Here is a 19,950-nt window from a genome sequence, read left to right on the forward strand (position 1 = left end):
CAGCCTCTTACTTATCCTGACCCAGTCCCAGACGCTGTCCGGCATACGAGCCGTCCTGCACCCGGCGCCACCAGGTTTCATTATTCAGATACCATTCCACAGTTTTGCGGATACCGGACTCAAACGTTTCCTGCGGGCGCCAGCCCAGGTCGCGCTCAATTTTGTCCGCATCAATCGCATAACGCAGATCATGGCCCGGGCGGTCTGTCACATAGGTGATAAGGTCACGGTATTGCGCGACACCGGCCGGCTTCTGCGGATGCAGCTCTTCGAGCAGCTCACAGATAGTTTCCACCACCTGAATATTTTTGCGCTCGTTATGGCCGCCGATATTGTAGGTTTCACCGATATTTGCCTGTGTCACCACGGTATACAGGGCGCGGGCATGGTCATCGACAAACAGCCAGTCGCGGATCTGCTCACCTTTACCGTAAACCGGCAGTGGTTTGCCGGAAATCGCATTGAGAATCACCAGCGGGATCAGTTTTTCCGGGAAGTGGTACGGCCCGTAGTTATTTGAGCAATTGGTGATCACAGACGGGAAGCCGTAAGTCCGCTGCCAGGCGCGTACCAGATGGTCACTGGAGGCTTTGGAGGCAGAGTACGGGCTGCTCGGTGCATACGGTGTGGTTTCTGTGAAAAAGCCGTCAGGCCCTTCGAGGTCACCGTAAACTTCGTCGGTGGAAATATGGTGGAAACGGAATGCGGATTTTTTCTCCGCATCCAGTGCCGTCCAGTAATGGCGCGCAGCTTCCAGCAGTGTGTAAGTGCCCACAATGTTGGTTTCGATAAACGCCGCCGGGCCGTCGATGGAGCGATCAACATGACTTTCCGCCGCCAGATGCATCACTGCATCCGGCTGATACTGAGCGAACACGCGGTCAAGCGCCGCGCGGTCACAGATATCTACCTGTTCAAAGGCATAGCGCGGGTCAGCCGCCACCGGTGCCAGTGATTCGAGGTTACCGGCGTAGGTCAGTTTATCCACCACCACCACACTGTCAGCAGTATCACGGATAATATGACGAACAACCGCAGAGCCGATAAAACCGGCTCCGCCTGTCACTAAAATACGTTTCAACGCCATACTCCTTTGGTATCGATGATCCATTTCTGCGGGATCTGGCTGCCCGGAATGCCTCTGAACGGCGTGTGATCGACCAGCAGCAGAATAATATCCGCGTCAGTAATCGCTTTTTCGATGGAGACCAGCTCTGTCAGACCTTTCAGTTTGCCCGGCAGTTCATGAACATTCGGCTCAACCGCCAGAGTTTTCCCTGCATGCCACTCTGCCACCATTTTGGTGACCTGAACCGCCGGGCTTTCACGCAGATCGTCGATATTTGGTTTGAATGCCAGGCCAAAGCAGGCAATCGTCACTTCATTGGCACGTTTGCCGGTTTCAGTCAGGCAATCAGCAACTGCTTGTTTTACCTGATCAATAACCCACAATGGTTTGCCGTCGTTAACCAGACGCGCAGTGTGGATCAGACGGGCCTGTTTCGGGTTCTGCGCCACGATGAACCACGGGTCAACTGCGATACAGTGGCCGCCGACACCCGGACCCGGCTGCAGGATATTCACACGCGGATGGCGGTTTGCCAGGCTGATCAGTTCCCAGACATTAATGCCCTGGTCAGCACAAATCAGTGATAATTCATTCGCAAACGCAATGTTCACATCGCGGAAGCTGTTTTCGGTCAGTTTGCACATCTCAGCCGTACGTGCATTAGTGATGACACACTCACCTTCCAGGAAGATATAATAGAGTTCACTGGCGCGTTTTGAGGATTTTGGTGTCATCCCGCCAACCACACGGTCGTTTTTAATCAGTTCGACCATCACCTGGCCCGGCAGCACACGCTCAGGGCAGTAGGCGATATCGATATCCGATTCTTCACCCGCCTGCTGCGGGAAAGTCAGATCAGGACGTGCCGCTGCCAGCCACTCAGCCATCTGCTCAGTCGCACCGACCGGCGAGGTGGATTCGAGAATAATCAGGTCACCTTTTTTCAGTACCGGGGCAATAGATTCCGCCGCAGACTGCACAAAGGCCAGGTCCGGCTCATGATCACCTTTAAACGGTGTCGGTACGGCAATCAGGAACGCATCAGCAGGCTGAGGTTTGGTGAAGGCTTTCAGGAAACCGCCTTCCACAGCTGTTTTCACAACCGCGCCCAGGTCCGGCTCCACAATATGAATTTCACCACGGTTAATGGTATCAACCGCATGCTGGTTCACATCCACACCAACCACTTTCTTCTGACGGGAGGCAAAAGCTGCCGCTGTTGGTAAACCGATATAACCCAGACCGACAACAGAAATAGTTTCAAAACTCATAATGTCACCTGATTGTTTTTCAATGCTTCAAGAATACGCTGGCACGCTTTTCCGTCCCCGTAAGGGTTATGTGAACGGCTCATCTCATGATAAGCCGCCGGATTGGTCAGCAATCGCGTTACTTCACGAACGATAGTGCCGGTTTCAGTGCCGACCAGACGAACAGTCCCGGCGTCAATCGCCTCCGGACGTTCGGTGGTATCACGCATCACCAGAACCGGTTTACCTAATGACGGTGCTTCTTCCTGAATGCCGCCTGAGTCGGTCAGGATCATATAAGCATGGTTCATAAGGTAGACAAAAGGAAGGTAATCCTGCGGACTGATCAGCACAATATTGCTGATATCATGCAGGATCCGTTTTACCGGCTCACTGACATTCGGATTGAGGTGAACCGGGTAGACAATCTGGACTTCCGGATGGGTCGTGGCAATCTCCGCCAGCGCGTGACAAATCCGCTCAAACCCGCCGCCGAAACTCTCACGACGGTGCCCGGTGACCAGAATCATTTTTTTGCTGCTGTCGATAAACGGATACTGTGCATCCAGCTGCGCCAGCAGGGCTTTGTCCTGCATGATGCGGTCACGGACTGCGAGCAGCGCATCAATCACCGTATTGCCGGTGACGAAAATATGATTGTCGCGGATACCTTCACGCAGCAGGTTTTCGCGTGAATTTTGTGTCGGCGCAAAATGGTACATCGCCAGGTGTCCGGCAATTTTGCGGTTGGCTTCTTCCGGCCACGGTGAGTACAGGTTTCCGGTGCGCAGACCGGCTTCCACATGACCGACAGGGATACGCTGGTAGAACGCCGCCAGGCTCGTTGCCATGGTGGTTGCGGTATCGCCGTGAACCAGAACGACATCCGGTTTAAAGTCGGCCAGAACCGGCTTCAAACCCTCAAGAATACGACAGGTAATATCAGTTAAATCCTGTCCCGGGCGCATAATATTGAGATCATAATCCGGTGTGATCTCAAAAAGGTGTAATACCTGATCCAGCATTTCACGATGCTGCGCGGTCACACAGACTTTTGCCTCAAAAGCCTGATCCGCTGCCAGCGCATGTACCAGCGGAGCCATTTTGATAGCTTCCGGGCGGGTACCAAATACAGTCAATACTTTCACTGAGAGTCTCTTTTATTTTATATGATATCCGGCTTTCCGGCCGGTGGCGGTTACCCGCCTTAAAACAGGCCGGGAACAACGCCCCGGCCGGTTATTCTGCCGCAACCGTTACGGACGGCGGCGGACCAGCGCCACACCGGCACCGGTCAGAGCACCGATAAAGCCCCACATAATCATCATGAAGGCACGGCGCGGGCTGTCGCGTTTTACCGGCTCATCCGGTGTCCGCAGATAGCGGTAGGCACGGAAGTTATCTTCCAGCGCGGGACCGACATTCAGCGTCGACAGCATGGCAATGTTCTGCTCGTAATCTTTGTCAAACTCCGGTCCGGCGGCTTCCAGTGTCTCCAGACGCGCCTGTAACATCGGCGTACCTAACAGGAACAGCTGGGAGGACGGCAGTTCTTCCGCAGGCACATCTGTCCGGCTGCGGCTGATCCCCTGTTTCTGTGCAGCCGCGATAGCATTTTTCAGCTGTCCGGTTTCACGCTGATACAGTGATTCCGCCACCATCTTCTGGCGTTTGACCAGTGCTTTCAGTGACTGTGACCGCGTTGCCCACGCCCCTTTCAGCTCATCGTTAAGATTCTGAGCCGCACGCGCGTTGGCAAAATCCACATACTGACTCAGCAGTTTCGCGGAGTCCGCTGCAGATTCCGCTGTCAGCGTCAGCGTGTCATTCACCAGTTTCTTCGTATCATCACGCGGGGTCAGCGTGATGTTATTGATCATTTCGTCCAGCAGTGCCGCATCTGCTTTGGCATCATTTTCCATGCGGGACTTGTAGTAATCCGTCTGTAACCAGAAATCACGGCGGGTATCATAAGATGCCGCCTGGGTAATAAATTCCTGGTAGGCCTCATTCGGGATCGGCAGCAGTGCTGAAGATTCCTGAGCGGCATTCAGATGCGTGTCCAGATTACGCATAAATTGCTGCTGGGAATAATATCCGCCTAAATTATTAACGGTCGGATAATCAGTGATCGCCGTGGAATTCCACTTCTGCTGCATAAAATAACTGGCACCCAATGCAACCAGCGCAAACACAACCGCCATCCCGGCTATCCATAATTTTCCGCGCCATAACGACATAAATAACGCGCGGATATCTAATTCCTGGTCATACTGCGTTTGTTGCGGGTCCGGAGTATTTTCTGAACGCATATCAACATGTGCCTCTGTGGTTAAAAATTTAGTGTGTGACCGATTTGCGACGCACGCGGCGTCTGTGGCGTTTGATAAAACGGGCAACTTTCCAGGCGCGTTTTATGCAGTAGCCGTACATAATGAAAGCAAGCAAGAACAGTGCCAGCATCACCCACTCAGGGACAAAGCTGAGGACCTGTCCGGCAATACCAATGGCCGCTAATACTGCCGCAGCAAGGGTTATCACCACAAAGGATTCACGGGACGTAAACCCGGAACGCATAATCAGATGATGAATATGCTGGCGATCCGGTGAAAACGGGCTCATCCCTTTGCGCAGACGGCGGTACATAATCGCTACCATGTCCATCAGCGGAATGGCGATAATCCACAGTGCGGTCACTGCATTAATTGCATGCGGCTCTCCGCCCTGTGAGGCCGATGTCAGCAGCCAGATAATGGTGAATCCGATCAGCGTACTGCCCGCATCCCCCATAAACACTTTAAAGCGGCGGCCGAACAGCCCGAGGTTAAAGCAAATATACGGCAGAATGGCAGCGATAAAGGTAAAGCACCAGAATGCCAGGCCACTGTTACCGCTCAGGGCAAACAGGATCCCCAATGCGCCGAAAGAGACACAGGAAAGCCCGCCGAGCAGCCCGTCGATACCATCCACCATATTGAACGCATTCACCGCGCCCCATACCGCAAACAGTGTCAGCACATAGCTGAACGGCCCGAGTGTCAGTTCCCACGGCCCGAATGCATGCCCCAGGCTGTCGATTTTCAGGTTGGCAAACACCATCATAATGATAGCAACCACTGCCTGAACACCGGCCCGCAGTTTCACACTGAGGTCAAACCGGTCATCGAGCGCCCCGACCAGCACCAGTGCACCGGCGCACCCGAGATAAATAAATTTATGCGCAATAAACTCATCACTGATGAGGAAAGCAAAGCAGACACTGATAAAAATAGATATTCCGCCGACCAGCGGGACCAGTCCCTGATGCTTTTTGCGGTAATTGGGTTTATCCACCAAACCGACAGCGACGCCAGCCTTACGGGCAACAAAGACCGTCGCTGTGGCGAACACAAATATGATTAGGAGTTCAGTTAACATAGTGAGATTCACAACAACCCTTTCTGATATTTTTATTATCCCTGCCGGCCGATATCACCGTGCAGAACCTGCCATTACCGGGCAAAATAATATATGCAAGAAACATACCATGCCCTGCCGCACAGGGGTTTCTGACATAATCGGTAAAAAAAAACGCCACAATGCATGCGGCGTTAGTTATAAAGTGTCGTCAAAAAGCTACGAGCGTTTCATGAAGTCGAAGAACTCTTCGTTGGTCTTCGTCATCGCGAGTTTGTTAATCAGGAACTCCATCGCATCAATCTCACCCATCGGATGGATAATTTTGCGCAGGATCCACATTTTCTGCAGTTCGTCCTGAGTGGTCAGCAGCTCTTCTTTACGTGTACCGGAACGGTTGTAATCAATCGCCGGGAAGACACGTTTTTCTGCAATCTTACGGGACAAGTGTAATTCCATGTTACCTGTACCTTTAAACTCTTCGTAGATAACTTCATCCATCTTCGACCCGGTATCAACCAGCGCCGTTGCGATGATAGTCAGGCTTCCGCCCTCTTCCACGTTACGCGCAGCACCGAAGAAACGCTTAGGACGATGCAGGGCGTTAGCATCCACACCACCGGTCAGTACTTTACCGGAGGACGGAACCACGGTGTTATAGGCACGGGCCAGACGGGTAATGGAGTCGAGCAGGATGATGACATCTTTTTTATGCTCAACCAGGCGTTTGGCTTTCTCGATAACCATTTCCGCGACCTGAACGTGACGCGCAGCTGGTTCATCAAAGGTGGATGCGATAACTTCACCTTTGACCAGACGCTGCATCTCGGTCACTTCTTCCGGACGTTCGTCAATCAGCAGAACCATCAGCACACAGTCAGGGTAGTTATGTGCGATATTGGCCGCGATATTCTGCAGCAGCATGGTTTTACCGGCTTTCGGCGGTGCCACAATCAGACCACGCTGACCACGGCCGATAGGAGCAGCCAGATCAAGAACACGGGCGGTTAAATCTTCTGTTGAACCATTACCGCGCTCCATACGCAGACGACGGTTTGCGTGCAGTGGAGTTAAGTTTTCAAACAGGATTTTACTGCGGGCGTTTTCAGGTTTGTCAAAGTTAACTTCGTTAACTTTCAGCAGGGCAAAATAGCGCTCACCTTCTTTCGGCGGACGGATTTTACCTGAAATGGTATCACCGGTACGGAGGTTAAAACGGCGGATTTGGCTGGGAGAAACGTAGATATCATCAGGACCTGCGAGGTATGAACTGTCAGCAGAGCGGAGGAAACCAAAGCCGTCCTGCAATATTTCCAGCACACCGTCACCGAAAATATCCTCGCCGCTCTTCGCGTGCTGCTTGAGGATAGAGAAGATGATGTCCTGTTTTCTCATGCGGGCCAGGTTTTCCAGCCCCATATTTTCGCCAAGAGTAATCAGCTCTGATACCGGCGTATTCTTTAATTCGGTAAGATTCATAATGGTGGGTTCTTTGACTCGGGGTGTATCTCGAATTATGAACGTGAATAATACGGTAACGTTATCGTTACCAGGTTAATTTTTTACAAAACCGATTTTCACTGTTAATACGAATATTTTTGCATTTCCAGGTAATCGTCTGCAAGGCTGACTGTGAACACCCGGCACAGGGCAAGATGTGATGCACATCCTATTTGGGAGAACAAATTGGGTGACATTCCCGCAAATTAGATTTATCTCCGAGGGATAACCGGACACCGGGACCGGGATATCGGATACCTTGATGTATCCGGAGATAACAGACTTTCAGACACTACAGAGTTGTCAGTATGCTATGCTGTCTGAGGAGCTTCAGCGATACCTGATCAGCTGGCGCTAACTTATCATGCTTCAGAGAAGACGTCCAGCGGGTGAACAAGGATTAATTCACGTTCCCGCAGGACATCTTAACGACATATGCTGAAACCGGCTATCAGATATTGTTATCGATAAAGGTTTTCAGCTGGGTTTTGGATACCGCACCAACCTGCGTTGCCTTCACCACGCCGTCTTTGAACAGCAGTAATGTCGGGATACCGCGGATGCCGTATTGCGGCGCTGTCTGCGGGTTATCATCGATGTTCAGTTTTGCGATAGTGATTTTCCCTGCATATTCGTCGGCGATTTCGTCTAGAATAGGGGCAATCATTTTACACGGGCCACACCAGGCTGCCCAAAAATCAACGAGCACAGGGCCGTTTGCTTTTAATACGCTTTGTTCGAAAACGGAATCAGTCAGGTGAATAATTTTATCGCTCATTGTTCCACTCCAAAATTTGTACGATACCCGGTTAGTCTACCATTATTTAATGATAGGATTTACCTATTTCAGCGAATAGACTTCCGTAACGCAACATTAAACTGATATTCTACCTAAATATGAGCAAAACACATTTAACAGACAAGAAGTTTTCTGACTTCGCCTTGCATACTAAAGTGGTAGAAGCGCTTGATTCTAAGGGCTTTTATAACTGCACGCCTATTCAGGCGCTGACACTTCCCCTGACGATCAACGGCCGGGATGTTGCAGGACAGGCACAAACAGGAACAGGGAAGACGCTGGCATTTCTGACGTCAACGTTTCATCATTTACTTACCCATCCGGCACCGGAAGGCCGCAAAATCAATCAGCCGCGTGCGCTGATTATGGCCCCGACCCGCGAACTCGCGGTTCAGATCCATTCCGACGCCGAACCACTGTCTCAGCTTACCGGGCTGAAAACCGGCCTGGCTTACGGCGGTGACGGCTACGACAAACAAATCAAAGTGCTGGATGAAGGCGTCGATGTGATTATCGGCACCACCGGGCGCTTAATCGACTTCGCCAAACAGGGCCGTCTCGACCTGAGCGCCATTCAGGTTGTCGTTCTCGATGAAGCTGACCGTATGTACGATCTCGGCTTTATCAAAGATATCCGCTGGCTGTTCCGCCATATGCCGCCATGTGCCGAGCGTATGAACCTGCTGTTCTCCGCGACACTTTCCTACCGCGTCCGTGAGCTCGCATTTGAGCAGATGAACAACCCGGAATACATTGAAATTGAACCGGAACAGCGTACCGGTCACCGGATCAAAGAAGAGTTATTCTATCCGTCCAACGAAGAAAAAATGCGCCTTCTCCAGACACTTCTGGAAGAAGAGTGGCCGGATCGCTGCATTATTTTCGCTAATACCAAACACCGCTGTGAAGATATCTGGGCACACCTGGCGGCTGACGGCCACCGTGTCGGCCTGCTGACCGGCGATGTGGCGCAGAAAAAACGTCTGCGTATTCTCGAGGATTTCACTCTCGGTAATCTGGATATTCTGGTGGCAACGGATGTTGCGGCCCGTGGTCTGCATATCCCGTCAGTAACTCACGTCTTTAACTATGATCTGCCGGATGACTGTGAAGATTACGTTCACCGTATCGGCCGTACCGGGCGTGCCGGGGAAAGTGGTCACTCCATCAGCCTGGCCTGTGAAGAGTACGCACTGAACCTGCCTGCGATTGAAGAATATACCGGCCATCCGATTCCGGTCAGTAAATACAACAGCGATGCACTGCTGACTGATCTGCCGGTGCCGAAGCGCCGCCGTCGTCCGCCGCGCACCGGGGGTGGTCAGAACCGCCGTAATATGCCGCGCCGCAGCAGCAACGGGCCGCGTCATAACAATAACCGCACCAAACGCTGAAGGCTGCCATGCTGAGATCGTCCTCGCTTTATGCTGCCATCGATCTGGGTTCCAACAGCTTTCATATGCTGGTGGTACGGGAGATTGCGGGCAGTATTCAGGTACTGTCACGGATAAAACGCAAGGTTCGTCTGGCGGCCGGTCTGGATAAAGAGAATATCCTGTCTCCGGCAGCGATGGCCCGCGGCTGGCAGTGTCTGCGTCTGTTTTCCGAACATCTGCAGGATATCCCGGATTCCCAGATCCGCGTGGTGGCGACAGCCACCCTGCGCCTGGCCAGAAATGCCGGTGAATTTCTGGAAACAGCAGCGGAGATCCTCGGTCATCCGGTCACAGTTATCCGGGGTGAGGAAGAAGCACGTCTGATTTATCAGGGCGTTGCCCACACCACCGGCGGGTCAGACAAACGCCTGGTGGTCGATATCGGCGGCGGCAGTACCGAACTGGTGACCGGCAGCGGCACCCGGACCACCGCCCTGTTCAGCCTGGAGATGGGCTGCGTCACCTGGCTGGAGCGCTATTTTACCGATCGCTCCCTGACCACCGAGAATTTCGCCGGTGCCGAACAGGCTGCCCGCGATATTATCGCCCCGGTTGCTCCCGCACTTCTGGAGCAGGGCTGGCAGGTGTGTGTCGGCGCATCAGGTACTGTCCAGGCACTTCAGGAAATCATGATTGCCCAGGGCATGGATGAACAAATCACCCTGCCGAAACTGCAGCAGCTCAAACGCAAAGCGATTGAGTGCGGCAAACTGGAAGAGCTGGAGATTGAAGGGCTGACGCTGGAACGGGCACTGGTATTCCCGAGCGGGCTGGCCATTCTTATCGCGATTTTTGAAACGCTCGGCATTGACGGCATGACACTCGCCGGGGGTGCACTGCGTGAAGGGCTGGTCTACGGCATGCTGGAATTGCCGGTAGAGCAGGACATCCGCACCCGGACACTGAAAAATATTCAGAAGCGTTTTCAGATAGATGCCGACCAGGGTAAACGTGTCCGTCAGTTAGCGGATCACTTTTTTCAGCAGGTGGCGACCGCCTGGCAGCTGGATATCCGCTGCCGTGAACTGCTCAGCAGCGCCTCTCTGATCCATGAAATCGGGCTGAGTGTTGATTTCCGCAAAGGCCCGGAACATGCCGGTTATCTGGTCAGTAATCTGGATTTACCCGGTTTCACACCGGCACAACGCCGCCTGTTAGCGGTGCTGTTGCGCAATCAGAGCGGCCCGCTGGATATCCATTCTCTCAATCAGCAAAATGCGCTGACACCGCGTGAAGCCGGTTGCCTGTGTCGTCTGCTGCGTCTGGCGATTATTTTTGCCAGCCGCCGCCGTGATGACACGCTGCCGTCACTGCGCATCCGGGCATCTGCGGAAGGGCTGATTATCACACTGCCGGTCGGCTGGCAGCAATTGCATCCGCTGCGCGCGGAAGCATTACAGCAGGAAATTCAGTGGCAGAGTTATGTGCAGTGGTCACTGATGCTGGAAGAACAGAAGCCGTCCACTCTCGGCTGATAAATAATAAGCCCTGATTATCCGTTTCCGGACACTATCAGGGCTTTAATTTTATGAGCCTTTTCAACGTGATCCGGCTTCCGTCAGTCATTCCGGATCATCGTTTCTGCTCTGAGTGATTCCCTCATCCGTTTTCTTCCTTTTTCTTAGCCAGCATCGCCTTCAGCCCGGCCACACCGCGCAGCCCGGCCTGTTGTTTCTCTTCGGCGGTTTTCACCACTTTTTTGCCGTCATCCCAGTGCAGATCATCCTGCGGCAGTTCATAGAGAAACCGGCTCGGTTCGGGGCGGATCAGCTCACCATACTGGCGGCGCTCACGGCACAGGGTAAAAAAGAGGGATTTCTGAGCGCGGGTTATCCCCACATAGGCCAGACGCCGCTCTTCATCCACGTTATCCTCATCGATACTGGACTGATGCGGCAAAATCCCCTCTTCCATGCCCACCAGGAAAACATACGGAAATTCCAGCCCTTTGGAGGCATGCAGTGTCATCAGCTGCACCTGATCCAACTCCTCTGCTTCCTCGCCGCGCTCCATCATGTCGCGCAGTGTAAAGCGGGTAACCACCTGAGCCAGCGTCATCGGCTCGTTGAGATCATCCCCTTCCAGCATTTCAGCCATCCAGCTGAACAGCTGATCGACGTTTTTCATCCGCATCTCAGCGGCTTTCGGGCTGGCAGATGTTTCAAAGAGCCAGCTCTGATAATCCAGGCCGTGCAGTAAATCACGCACCGCGATCAGCGGCTCGCGCTCAACCAATTTTTCCACCTCCGCCAGCCAGCCGGTGAAATTCGTCAGCGCCGCCAGCCCCTGACCGGAAAGTGTCTGCCCCAGTCCGAGGTCAAAACTGGCCTGATACAAGCTTTTATCCCGCGTATTGGCCCACTCACCCAGTTTCTGGATAGTGGCCGGTCCGATACCCCTGCGCGGCGTGTTCACGATGCGCAGGAAAGCACTGTCATCTTCCGGATTGGTCAGCACACGCAGATACGCCAGCAAATCCTTAATTTCCGGACGGGAAAAGAAAGAGGTTCCGCCGGAGATCCGGTACGGGATCCGGTTTTGCATCAGCATTTTTTCAAAGATCCGCGACTGATGGTTGCCACGGTATAAGATCGCGTAATCTTTATAATCGGTCTTATTGATAAAGTGATGGGCGATCAGCTCCCCGACCACCCGCTCTGCTTCATGATCTTCATTATTCGCGGTGATCACTTTCATCGGATCACCATAACCGAGATTTGAAAAAAGCTGTTTTTCAAACACATGCGGGTTATTAGCGATCAGGATATTCGCTGCATTCAGAATACAGCCGGACGAGCGGTAATTCTGCTCCAGCTTGATCACCCGCAACTCCGGAAAATCTTTGCTCAGCTGCACCAGGTTTTTCGGCTGTGCGCCGCGCCATGAATAAATTGACTGATCATCATCACCCACGACCGTAAAATACGCGCGTTTACCGACCAGCAATTTCACCAGCTGATACTGACTGGTGTTGGTATCCTGATACTCATCCACCAGCAGATAACGGATACGCTGCTGCCAGCGCTCCCGCGCCTGTTCATCACGGGCAAACAGCAGTGTCGGTTTGGTGATAAGGTCATCAAAATCAAGCACATTACAACTGTTCAGATGCAGTTCGTAGCGGCGGTAACACTCAGCAAACGTATGTTCGCGCTCTGATCGCGCCAGTCCTTTTGCCTGTTCCGGCGTCAGCAGGGCATTCTTCCAGTTTGAGATCTGGCTGACCAGTTGTTGCAGTAACTCTTTATCTTCTTCCAGATGATCAAACGTCAGCTCTTTAAGCAGCGCGAGCTGATCCTGATCGTCGAACAGGGAGAAATTACTTTTCATCCCCAGCGCTTTATATTCCCGCTTGATAATCTCCAGCCCCAGGGTATGGAATGTGGAAATCATCAGCCCTTTGGCCTCTTTGCGCCCCAGGGTTTGTGCAACACGCTCTTTCATTTCCCGCGCGGCTTTGTTGGTAAAGGTCACCGCCGCGATCTGGCGCGGCTGATAGCCGGTATTGCGGATCAGATGCGCAATTTTATTGGTGATCACACGGGTTTTGCCGGAACCGGCCCCCGCAAGCACAAGGCACGGGCCCTGAACATACTCAACGGCCTGCTGCTGACCGGGATTTAATTTCATACGCGCTGTTAACTCGACTCAATACTGGAACAGGAGGGAATTGTAGCAGAAAGGTACAGCAGAAGTGTAACCGGACGCCGCTCATTAAAACGGAAAACGGCACCCGCAGGTGCCGTCTCATTTCATCATTAAACAATTTTGTTATCAGCCGCCGACCGCGATACGTTTCATATCCGTCATATAGCCGCGCAGGGTTTTACCCACAGTTTCAATCGGATGCTGACGAATTGCTTCATTGATATCACGCAGCTGCGCGTTATCCGTACCGTGGTCCGCGCCGGATTTACCCAGGTCACCCGGCTGCAGTGATGCCATAAAGTCTTTCAGTAACGGCACTGCTGCAAAGGAGAACAGGTAATTGCCGTATTCTGCGGTATCGGAGATAACCACGTTCATTTCATACAGACGCTTACGGGCAATGGTGTTGGCAATCAGCGGCAGTTCATGCAGTGATTCATAATAGGCAGATTCCGCAATGATCCCCGCGTCAATCATGGTTTCAAATGCCAGCTCAACACCGGCTTTCACCATTGCGACCATGACAACACCGTGGTCAAAATATTCCTGCTCACTGATTTTCTGCTCAGAATCCGGATAGTTTTCAAATGCCGTCTTGCCAGTCTCTTCACGCCAGGTCAGCAGATTTTTATCATCATTCGCCCAGTCCGCCATCATCGTTGAGGAGAAATGGCCGGAAATGATGTCATCCATATGTTTTTCAAACAGAGTCTTCATCTGTGCTTTCAGGGTTTCAGACAGCTGATAAGCACGGACTTTTGCCGGGTTGGACAATCTGTCCATCATCAGCGTGATCCCACCCTGTTTCAGCGCTTCAGTGATGGTTTCCCAGCCGTACTGGATCAGCTTGCCTGCATACGCAGGATCCGCACCGTCAGCAACCATTTTGTCATAACAGAGCAGAGAACCGGCCTGCAGCATACCGCAGAGGATAGTCTGCTCGCCCATCAGGTCAGATTTAACTTCTGCAACAAAGGATGATTCCAGAACACCCGCACGGTGACCGCCGGTTGCCGCAGCCCAGGCTTTGGCAATCGCCAGACCTTCACCTTTGGCATCATTTTCCGGATGGACTGCAATCAGTGTCGGAACACCAAAGCCACGCTTGTACTCTTCACGCACTTCTGTACCCGGGCATTTCGGTGCCACCATCACAACCGTGATATCAGGGCGGATGGTTTCGCCGACTTCAACAATATTGAAGCCGTGTGAGTAACCCAGCGCTGCGCCGGATTTCATCAGCGGCTGAACCGCCTTAACCACCGCAGAATGCTGTTTGTCAGGTGTCAGGTTAACCACCAGGTCAGCCTGCGGGATCAGTTCTTCATACGTGCCGACGGTAAAACCGTTTTCGGTGGCGCGGCGCCATGAGGTGCGCTTCTCATCGATCGCTTCCTGACGCAGTGCATAGGCGATATCCAGCCCGGAATCGCGCATGTTCAGTCCCTGGTTCAGCCCCTGTGCACCACAGCCGACAATCACCACTTTTTTGCCTTTGAGATACCCAGCCTCGTCCGCAAATTCTTCGCGTGCCATAAACCGGCATTTGCCTAACTGCGCCAGCTGCTGGCGCAAATTCAGTGTATTAAAATAATTCGCCATGGTGACTCCGTGTATTGTGTTTGCTCAGATTGCTGTCTTCGCAGCACTGATTTCGTTATTTACCGGGGTGATATACCCTTTATTTATATTGACTATATGTCATGATTTTCATTGCTTAAATTGATATATTCACAAGATAGCGATGCAATTTATGCAACATAATGACTAAAACGTAATCCCCTGAGAGGTTGTGATGGATATCCGGGAACTCAGACTGTTTTTACATCTTGCGGAGAGCTGCCATTTCGGCAAAACCGCGGCCGCCATGTATATCAGCCCGTCGACACTCTCACGGCAGATCCAGCGGCTGGAAGAATCTCTCGGGCATCCGCTGTTTCTGCGGGATAACCGCACTGTTCAGCTGACAGCCGCCGGTGAACAGCTGAAAAAATTTGCGCAGGAAACAGTGCTGCAATACCAGCAGCTGCAACATGCGCTTAATCATCAGAGCCCGTCACTGACCGGGGAATTACGTCTGTTTTGTTCCGTCACTGCCGCATACAGCCATCTGCCGCAGATCCTCGACCAGTTCCGGGCAGAACATCCGCAGGTGGAAATCAAGCTGACCACCGGGGACGCGGCGGATGCAGTGGAAAAAGTGCAGTCACAGGACGCGGATCTCGGTATCGCCGGAAAACCGGAAAAACTGCCGGATAATGTCCGCTTTCACCAGATAGGCGAAATCCCGCTGTCACTGATAGCGCCCGCACTACCATGCCCGGTCAGACAACAGGCGGTACAGCCGGTGCCCGACTGGGAAAATATCCCGTTTATCATTCCGGAGCATGGCCCGTCACGTAAACGGATTGATTTATGGTTTAAAACACACCGGATTCAGGATCCGCAGATTTATGCCACGGTGTCCGGCCATGAAGCGATTGTATCGATGGTGGCACTAGGCTGCGGTATCGCGCTGATCCCGAATGTGGTGGTGGAGAACAGCCCGGACGCAATCCGCAGCCGGATCCTGCAACTCGATAATATTTCGATGGTTGCGCCGTTTGAGCTGGGCGTCTGCGCACTGAACAAGCGGCTGCATGAGCCGCTGATCAGAGCCTTCTGGCAACTACTGCCGCGCCACTCCGGATAACTGCGGGGCCAGGAAACGGGCAAATGCAGCATTGCCGGTTTCATCGCGGAAGTCGTAGCCGAGAGCATTCAGATGCTGCTCAAACTGCACATCCCCTTCCTGTATTTCAAAAGCTGCCAGTACGCGGCCATAATCCGTGCCGTGACTGCGGTAATGGAACAGGGTGATATTCCAGTGTGTACCAAGTGTTTCCAGGAATTTCAGCAGTGCGCCGGGTGCTTCCGGGAATTCAAAACTGAACAGCCGCTCCTGCAACGGTGCTGACGGGCGGCCACCCACCATATAGCGGACATGCAGTTTCGCCATTTCGTCATCCGACAAATCTGTCGCACTGAACCCGGCGGCGGAAAGACCGTCCAGAATGGTTTTCCGTGCGCCCGGGCCCTCATCGGCACGGACACTGACAAATACTGAAGCTTCATCTGAACCGCTGTAACGATAGTTAAACTCGGTCACCACACGCGGGCCGAGCGCCTGACAAAACCGCAGGAAACTGCCTTTCTCTTCCGGGATCGTCACCGCGAACACGCCTTCACGCTGTTCTCCCAGCTCGCACCGCTCTGACACATAACGGAGCACATGGAAATTCACATTGGCACCGGAGAGCACATGTGCCAGATTTTCCCCCTGAATATTGTGCTGCTGAATGTATTTTTTCATCCCCGCCAGCGCCAGTGCCCCGGAAGGCTCCGCCACTGCCCGCACATCATCAAACAGATCTTTCATAGCTGCGCAGATGGCGTCACTGTCCACCATAATCACATCATCCAGATACTGCTGACATAGACGGAAGGTCTCATCACCAATCCGTTTGACTGCCACACCTTCGGCAAACAGCCCGACTTTCGGTAACTCGACCGGATGTCCGGCATCCAGTGCGGCTTTCAGACAAGCCGCCTCTTCTGCCTCGACACCAATCACTTTAATGTCCGGCATCAGGTGTTTAATAAACACCGCCACCCCGGCGGCCAGTCCGCCACCGCCGACCGGTACAAAGACTCTGTCGAGCCTGGCATTCTGCTGTAACAGTTCAAGAGCGATAGTGGCCTGACCGGCGATCACCGACGGGTGATCGAACGGCGGAATAAACGTCATCCCGAGGGATGCGGCCAGCTCCAGTGCATGTGCTTTTGCTTCATCAAAATTAGCGCCGTGGAGAACCACTTCGCCGCCGAACCCGCGAACCGCATCCACTTTGATATCCGCCGTCGCCACCGGCATCACAATCAGGGCTTTCACCCCGGTTTTCCCGGCAGATAACGCCACGCCCTGAGCATGGTTTCCGGCTGATGCCGTCACTACGCCCCGCCGTTTCTGTTCTTCTGTCAGCTCCGCAATCATGGCATACGCGCCGCGCAGCTTAAAACTGTGCACGGGCTGCCTGTCTTCCCGCTTCACTGAAATGGTATTGCCGAGCCGTGCCGACAGCTTCGGCATCAGTTGCAGCGGCGTGACCTGAGCGACATCATAAACGGAGGCACTGAAGGCCGCTCTCACATACTCAGCCGCTGACGGCTGAGCAGACAATGGTTGTTTTGCGGTCATCCCTAACCCCCGAGTTTACTTTTATCCCGTACCGCGCCTTTATCAGCACTGGTCGCCAGCAGTGCATATGCACGCAACGCAAAAGAGACCTGACGTTCACGGTTCTGCGGTGACCAGGCTTTTTCACCTCGTGCCTCTTCCGCTGTGCGGCGGGCTGCCAGAGTTTGCTCATCCACTTTCAGTGAAATCTGCCGTGACGGAATATCGATGGCAATAATGTCCCCGGTCTGAACCAGCCCGATCAGCCCGCCGTTGGCCGCTTCCGGCGAAACGTGGCCGATGGATAACCCGGAAGTGCCGCCGGAGAAACGACCGTCAGTGATAAGCGCACAGCTTTTTCCCAGGCCCATTGATTTCAGGTAGGTGGTCGGATACAGCATCTCCTGCATACCCGGCCCGCCTTTCGGCCCTTCGTAGCGGATCACCACCACATCCCCGGCAACAACTTCTCCGCCGAGAATCGCTTTTACTGCATCATCCTGACTTTCATACACTTTTGCCGGTCCGGTAAAGGTTAAGCTGCCCTCGTCCACCCCGGCAGTTTTCACAATACAGCCATCTTCGGCAATATTGCCGGACAGTACCGCCAGCCCGCCATCCTGGCTGTAGGCATGGGTTTTGCTGCGGATACAGCCGTTTTTGCGGTCATCATCCAGGGACGGCCAGCGGCAGTCCTGTGAGAATGCTTTTGTTGTGCGGATTCCGGCAGGACCGGCGGAATACATCCGTTTCACCGCATCATCTTTCGTCAGTGTAATATCATACGCCGCCAGTAACTCCGGCAGGGTCATTCCCAGCACGTTACTGACTTCCCGGTGCAGTAACCCGGCGCGATCCAGCTCGCCCAGGATACCAATTACCCCGCCGGCGCGATGTACATCTTCCATATGGTATTTCTGCGTGCTCGGCGCGACTTTGCATAAATGCGGCACCGCACGGGAGAGACGATCAATATCCGTCATTGTGAAATCAACTTCCCCTTCCTGTGCCGCCGCCAGCAGATGCAGAACTGTGTTGGTTGAACCGCCCATGGCGATATCCAGGGTCATCGCATTCTCAAACGCTGCTTTGGTGGCGATATTGCGCGGCAGAAAACGGATATCATCCTGCTCGTAATATTTTTTGGTGATTTCCACAATCCGGCGTCCGGCATTAAGGAACAGATTTTTGCGGTCAGCATGAGTTGCCAGCAGCGAGCCGTTCCCCGGCTGAGATAAGCCCAGCGCTTCGGTCAGGCAGTTCATCGAGTTCGCGGTAAACATACCGGAGCAGGAGCCGCAGGTCGGGCAGGCCGATCGTTCGATTTGTTCACTGTCCGCATCGGAAACATCAGGATTTGCACCCTGGATCATGGCATCCACCAGATCCAGCTTGATTATCTGATCAGACAGTTTGGTTTTACCGGCTTCCATCGGGCCACCGGATACAAAAATAACCGGGATATTCAGGCGCAGTGAGGCCATCAGCATTCCCGGAGTAATTTTGTCGCAGTTGGAGATACAAACCATGGCATCCGCACAGTGTGCATTCACCATGTATTCCACAGAATCGGCAATGAGTTCGCGTGACGGCAGAGAATAAAGCATCCCGCCGTGCCCCATGGCGATCCCGTCATCCACAGCAATGGTATTGAATTCTTTGGCCACGCCACCGGCGGCCTCAATTTCCTCTGCCACCAGTTTACCCAGATCCCGCAGGTGAACATGACCCGGAACAAATTGTGTGAATGAGTTAACAACCGCGATAATCGGTTTGCCGAAATCGGCATCTGTCATTCCTGTCGCACGCCATAATGCGCGCGCACCCGCCATATTGCGGCCATGCGTTGTTGTCGCCGAACGGTACTGAGGCATTGTAATCTCCCGTGTTTGCAAAAATCAGGCGGGGGAACGACCCGCCTGCAAATCTGTTTCGTTATTATGGATTTACCGGATCTAACCAGCCCCATTTGTCTTCTGTTTTCCCGGTGAACAGGCCAAAGAATGCCTGCTGGATCTCTTTGGTAACCGGTCCGCAGCGGCCGATACCCACCTGAATACCGTCAACACTGCGTACCGGCGTAACTTCCGCCGCAGTACCGGTCATAAAGACTTCATCCGCCAGATAGAGTGATTCGCGGGATAGCGTCTGCTCACGGATTTCATAACCCAGCTCTTTTGCCAGGGTCAGAATCGCATCACGGGTAATACCCGGCAGTGCGGAAGAGGTAAATGGCGGAGTGAAGATAATGTTATTTTTCACTTCAAACAGGTTTTCACCCGCCCCTTCAGAGATATAACCGTTCACATCCAGCGCAATCCCTTCCTGATAACCGTGACGGCGGGCTTCACTGCCGACCAGTAACGAGGACAGGTAGTTACCGCCTGCTTTGGCCGCTGTCGGAATGGTGTTAGGGGCTGCGCGGTTCCAGGATGACACCATCGCGTCAATCCCTGCATCCAGCGCTTCCTCACCCAGGTAAGCACCCCACGGGAATGCCGCGATGATGACATCGGTTTTATAGCCCTGCGGCGGGTTAACACCCATACCGACATCACCGATAAAGACCAGCGGACGGATATAACCACTGGATAAATTATTTTTGCGCAGCGTGGCGCGGCAGGCTTCCATTAATT

General features: G+C 53.2%; 15 protein-coding genes. 3 read left to right on the forward strand and 12 right to left on the reverse strand.

The window, feature by feature from the left end; translation table 11 throughout:
- Positions 1–7: 7 nt before the first annotated feature.
- The 7 genes from rffG to trxA all read right to left on the reverse strand — a co-directional run bounded on the left by rffG (position 8) and on the right by trxA (position 7,993).
- Positions 8–1,087 (reverse strand): dTDP-glucose 4,6-dehydratase, encoded by a 1,080-nt coding sequence (gene rffG / locus X965_RS19340; protein ID WP_172794092.1) that lies wholly within the window; start codon positions 1,085–1,087, stop codon positions 8–10.
- Positions 1,078–2,340: a UDP-N-acetyl-D-mannosamine dehydrogenase gene (gene wecC, locus X965_RS12235; RefSeq protein ID WP_004241317.1), complete on the reverse strand. Its 1,263-nt coding sequence runs from the start codon at positions 2,338–2,340 to the stop codon at positions 1,078–1,080. The genes rffG and wecC overlap by 10 nt, the downstream gene beginning before the upstream one ends.
- Positions 2,337–3,467, reverse strand: coding sequence for a non-hydrolyzing UDP-N-acetylglucosamine 2-epimerase (gene wecB / locus X965_RS12240; RefSeq protein WP_015422325.1), 1,131 nt, complete (start codon positions 3,465–3,467; stop codon positions 2,337–2,339). Before wecB ends, wecC begins: the two co-directional genes overlap by 4 nt.
- Before the next feature lie 108 nt (positions 3,468–3,575).
- Positions 3,576–4,631 carry an ECA polysaccharide chain length modulation protein gene (gene wzzE, locus X965_RS12245; protein ID WP_004234401.1) on the reverse strand — a complete coding sequence of 352 codons (1,056 nt, stop codon included), beginning with the start codon at positions 4,629–4,631 and terminating at the stop codon, positions 3,576–3,578.
- 28 nt (positions 4,632–4,659) lie between these two features.
- Positions 4,660–5,736: a UDP-N-acetylglucosamine--undecaprenyl-phosphate N-acetylglucosaminephosphotransferase gene (gene wecA, locus X965_RS12250; protein WP_004234399.1), complete on the reverse strand. Its 1,077-nt coding sequence runs from the start codon at positions 5,734–5,736 to the stop codon at positions 4,660–4,662.
- A 198-nt stretch (positions 5,737–5,934) separates the two neighbouring features.
- Entirely contained in the window at positions 5,935–7,194 is a 1,260-nt protein-coding gene (rho, locus tag X965_RS12255; protein WP_004234397.1) for a transcription termination factor Rho, read from the reverse strand.
- 472 nt (positions 7,195–7,666) lie between these two features.
- Positions 7,667–7,993: a thioredoxin TrxA gene (trxA, locus tag X965_RS12260; RefSeq protein WP_004241312.1), complete on the reverse strand. Its 327-nt coding sequence runs from the start codon at positions 7,991–7,993 to the stop codon at positions 7,667–7,669.
- 119 nt (positions 7,994–8,112) lie between these two features.
- On the opposite strand from trxA, the gene rhlB reads away from it, so the two are divergent.
- Positions 8,113–9,408: an ATP-dependent RNA helicase RhlB gene (gene rhlB / locus X965_RS12265; protein ID WP_004241310.1), complete on the forward strand. Its 1,296-nt coding sequence runs from the start codon at positions 8,113–8,115 to the stop codon at positions 9,406–9,408.
- An 8-nt stretch (positions 9,409–9,416) separates the two neighbouring features.
- Positions 9,417–10,925, forward strand: a complete 1,509-nt coding sequence (gene gppA, locus X965_RS12270; protein ID WP_004234389.1) for a guanosine-5'-triphosphate,3'-diphosphate diphosphatase — start codon at positions 9,417–9,419, stop codon at positions 10,923–10,925.
- A gap of 124 nt (positions 10,926–11,049) precedes the next feature.
- Here the strand turns inward: gppA and rep are convergent, their stop codons facing one another.
- Together rep and ilvC are read right to left on the reverse strand one after the other, a co-directional pair.
- Positions 11,050–13,080 (reverse strand): DNA helicase Rep, encoded by a 2,031-nt coding sequence (gene rep / locus X965_RS12275; RefSeq protein WP_036418223.1) that lies wholly within the window; start codon positions 13,078–13,080, stop codon positions 11,050–11,052.
- Positions 13,081–13,224: 144 nt separating this feature from the next.
- Positions 13,225–14,700: a ketol-acid reductoisomerase gene (ilvC, locus tag X965_RS12280; RefSeq protein WP_004241304.1), complete on the reverse strand. Its 1,476-nt coding sequence runs from the start codon at positions 14,698–14,700 to the stop codon at positions 13,225–13,227.
- A gap of 193 nt (positions 14,701–14,893) precedes the next feature.
- Between ilvC and ilvY the strand changes: the two genes are divergently transcribed.
- Positions 14,894–15,790: an HTH-type transcriptional activator IlvY gene (gene ilvY / locus X965_RS12285; protein ID WP_036418224.1), complete on the forward strand. Its 897-nt coding sequence runs from the start codon at positions 14,894–14,896 to the stop codon at positions 15,788–15,790.
- On the opposite strand, the gene ilvA is transcribed toward ilvY, so the two are convergent.
- The 3 genes from ilvA to ilvE all read right to left on the reverse strand — a co-directional run.
- Positions 15,767–17,335, reverse strand: coding sequence for a threonine ammonia-lyase, biosynthetic (ilvA, locus tag X965_RS12290; RefSeq protein ID WP_032099209.1), 1,569 nt, complete (start codon positions 17,333–17,335; stop codon positions 15,767–15,769). The genes ilvY and ilvA overlap by 24 nt on opposite strands.
- Positions 17,336–17,337: 2 nt before the next feature.
- A complete protein-coding gene (gene ilvD, locus X965_RS12295) occupies positions 17,338–19,188 on the reverse strand; it encodes a dihydroxy-acid dehydratase (protein WP_004234383.1) in 1,851 nt (616 codons plus the stop codon).
- Between the two features lie 64 nt (positions 19,189–19,252).
- Positions 19,253–19,950, reverse strand: a 698-nt coding sequence (gene ilvE, locus X965_RS12300; RefSeq protein ID WP_036418239.1) for a branched-chain-amino-acid transaminase, incomplete at its 5' end; no start/stop codon positions are given.

The sequence above is a fragment of the Morganella sp. EGD-HP17 genome, assembly GCF_000512315.2.
In the GTDB taxonomy this organism is placed as follows: Bacteria; Pseudomonadota; Gammaproteobacteria; order Enterobacterales; family Enterobacteriaceae; genus Morganella; species Morganella morganii.

Coding starts and splice junctions, on each gene's coding strand:
- rffG (WP_172794092.1), bottom strand. CDS start 1,087: ATGGCGTTGAAACGTATTTTAGTGACAGGCGGAGCCGGTTTTATCGGC.
- wecC (WP_004241317.1), bottom strand. CDS start 2,340: ATGAGTTTTGAAACTATTTCTGTTGTCGGTCTGGGTTATATCGGTTTA.
- wzzE (WP_004234401.1), bottom strand. CDS start 4,631: ATGCGTTCAGAAAATACTCCGGACCCGCAACAAACGCAGTATGACCAG.
- wecA (WP_004234399.1), bottom strand. CDS start 5,736: ATGTTAACTGAACTCCTAATCATATTTGTGTTCGCCACAGCGACGGTC.
- rho (WP_004234397.1), bottom strand. CDS start 7,194: ATGAATCTTACCGAATTAAAGAATACGCCGGTATCAGAGCTGATTACT.
- trxA (WP_004241312.1), bottom strand. CDS start 7,993: ATGAGCGATAAAATTATTCACCTGACTGATTCCGTTTTCGAACAAAGC.
- rhlB (WP_004241310.1), top strand. CDS start 8,113: ATGAGCAAAACACATTTAACAGACAAGAAGTTTTCTGACTTCGCCTTG.
- gppA (WP_004234389.1), top strand. CDS start 9,417: ATGCTGAGATCGTCCTCGCTTTATGCTGCCATCGATCTGGGTTCCAAC.
- rep (WP_036418223.1), bottom strand. CDS start 13,080: ATGAAATTAAATCCCGGTCAGCAGCAGGCCGTTGAGTATGTTCAGGGC.
- ilvC (WP_004241304.1), bottom strand. CDS start 14,700: ATGGCGAATTATTTTAATACACTGAATTTGCGCCAGCAGCTGGCGCAG.
- ilvY (WP_036418224.1), top strand. CDS start 14,894: ATGGATATCCGGGAACTCAGACTGTTTTTACATCTTGCGGAGAGCTGC.
- ilvA (WP_032099209.1), bottom strand. CDS start 17,335: ATGACCGCAAAACAACCATTGTCTGCTCAGCCGTCAGCGGCTGAGTAT.
- ilvD (WP_004234383.1), bottom strand. CDS start 19,188: ATGCCTCAGTACCGTTCGGCGACAACAACGCATGGCCGCAATATGGCG.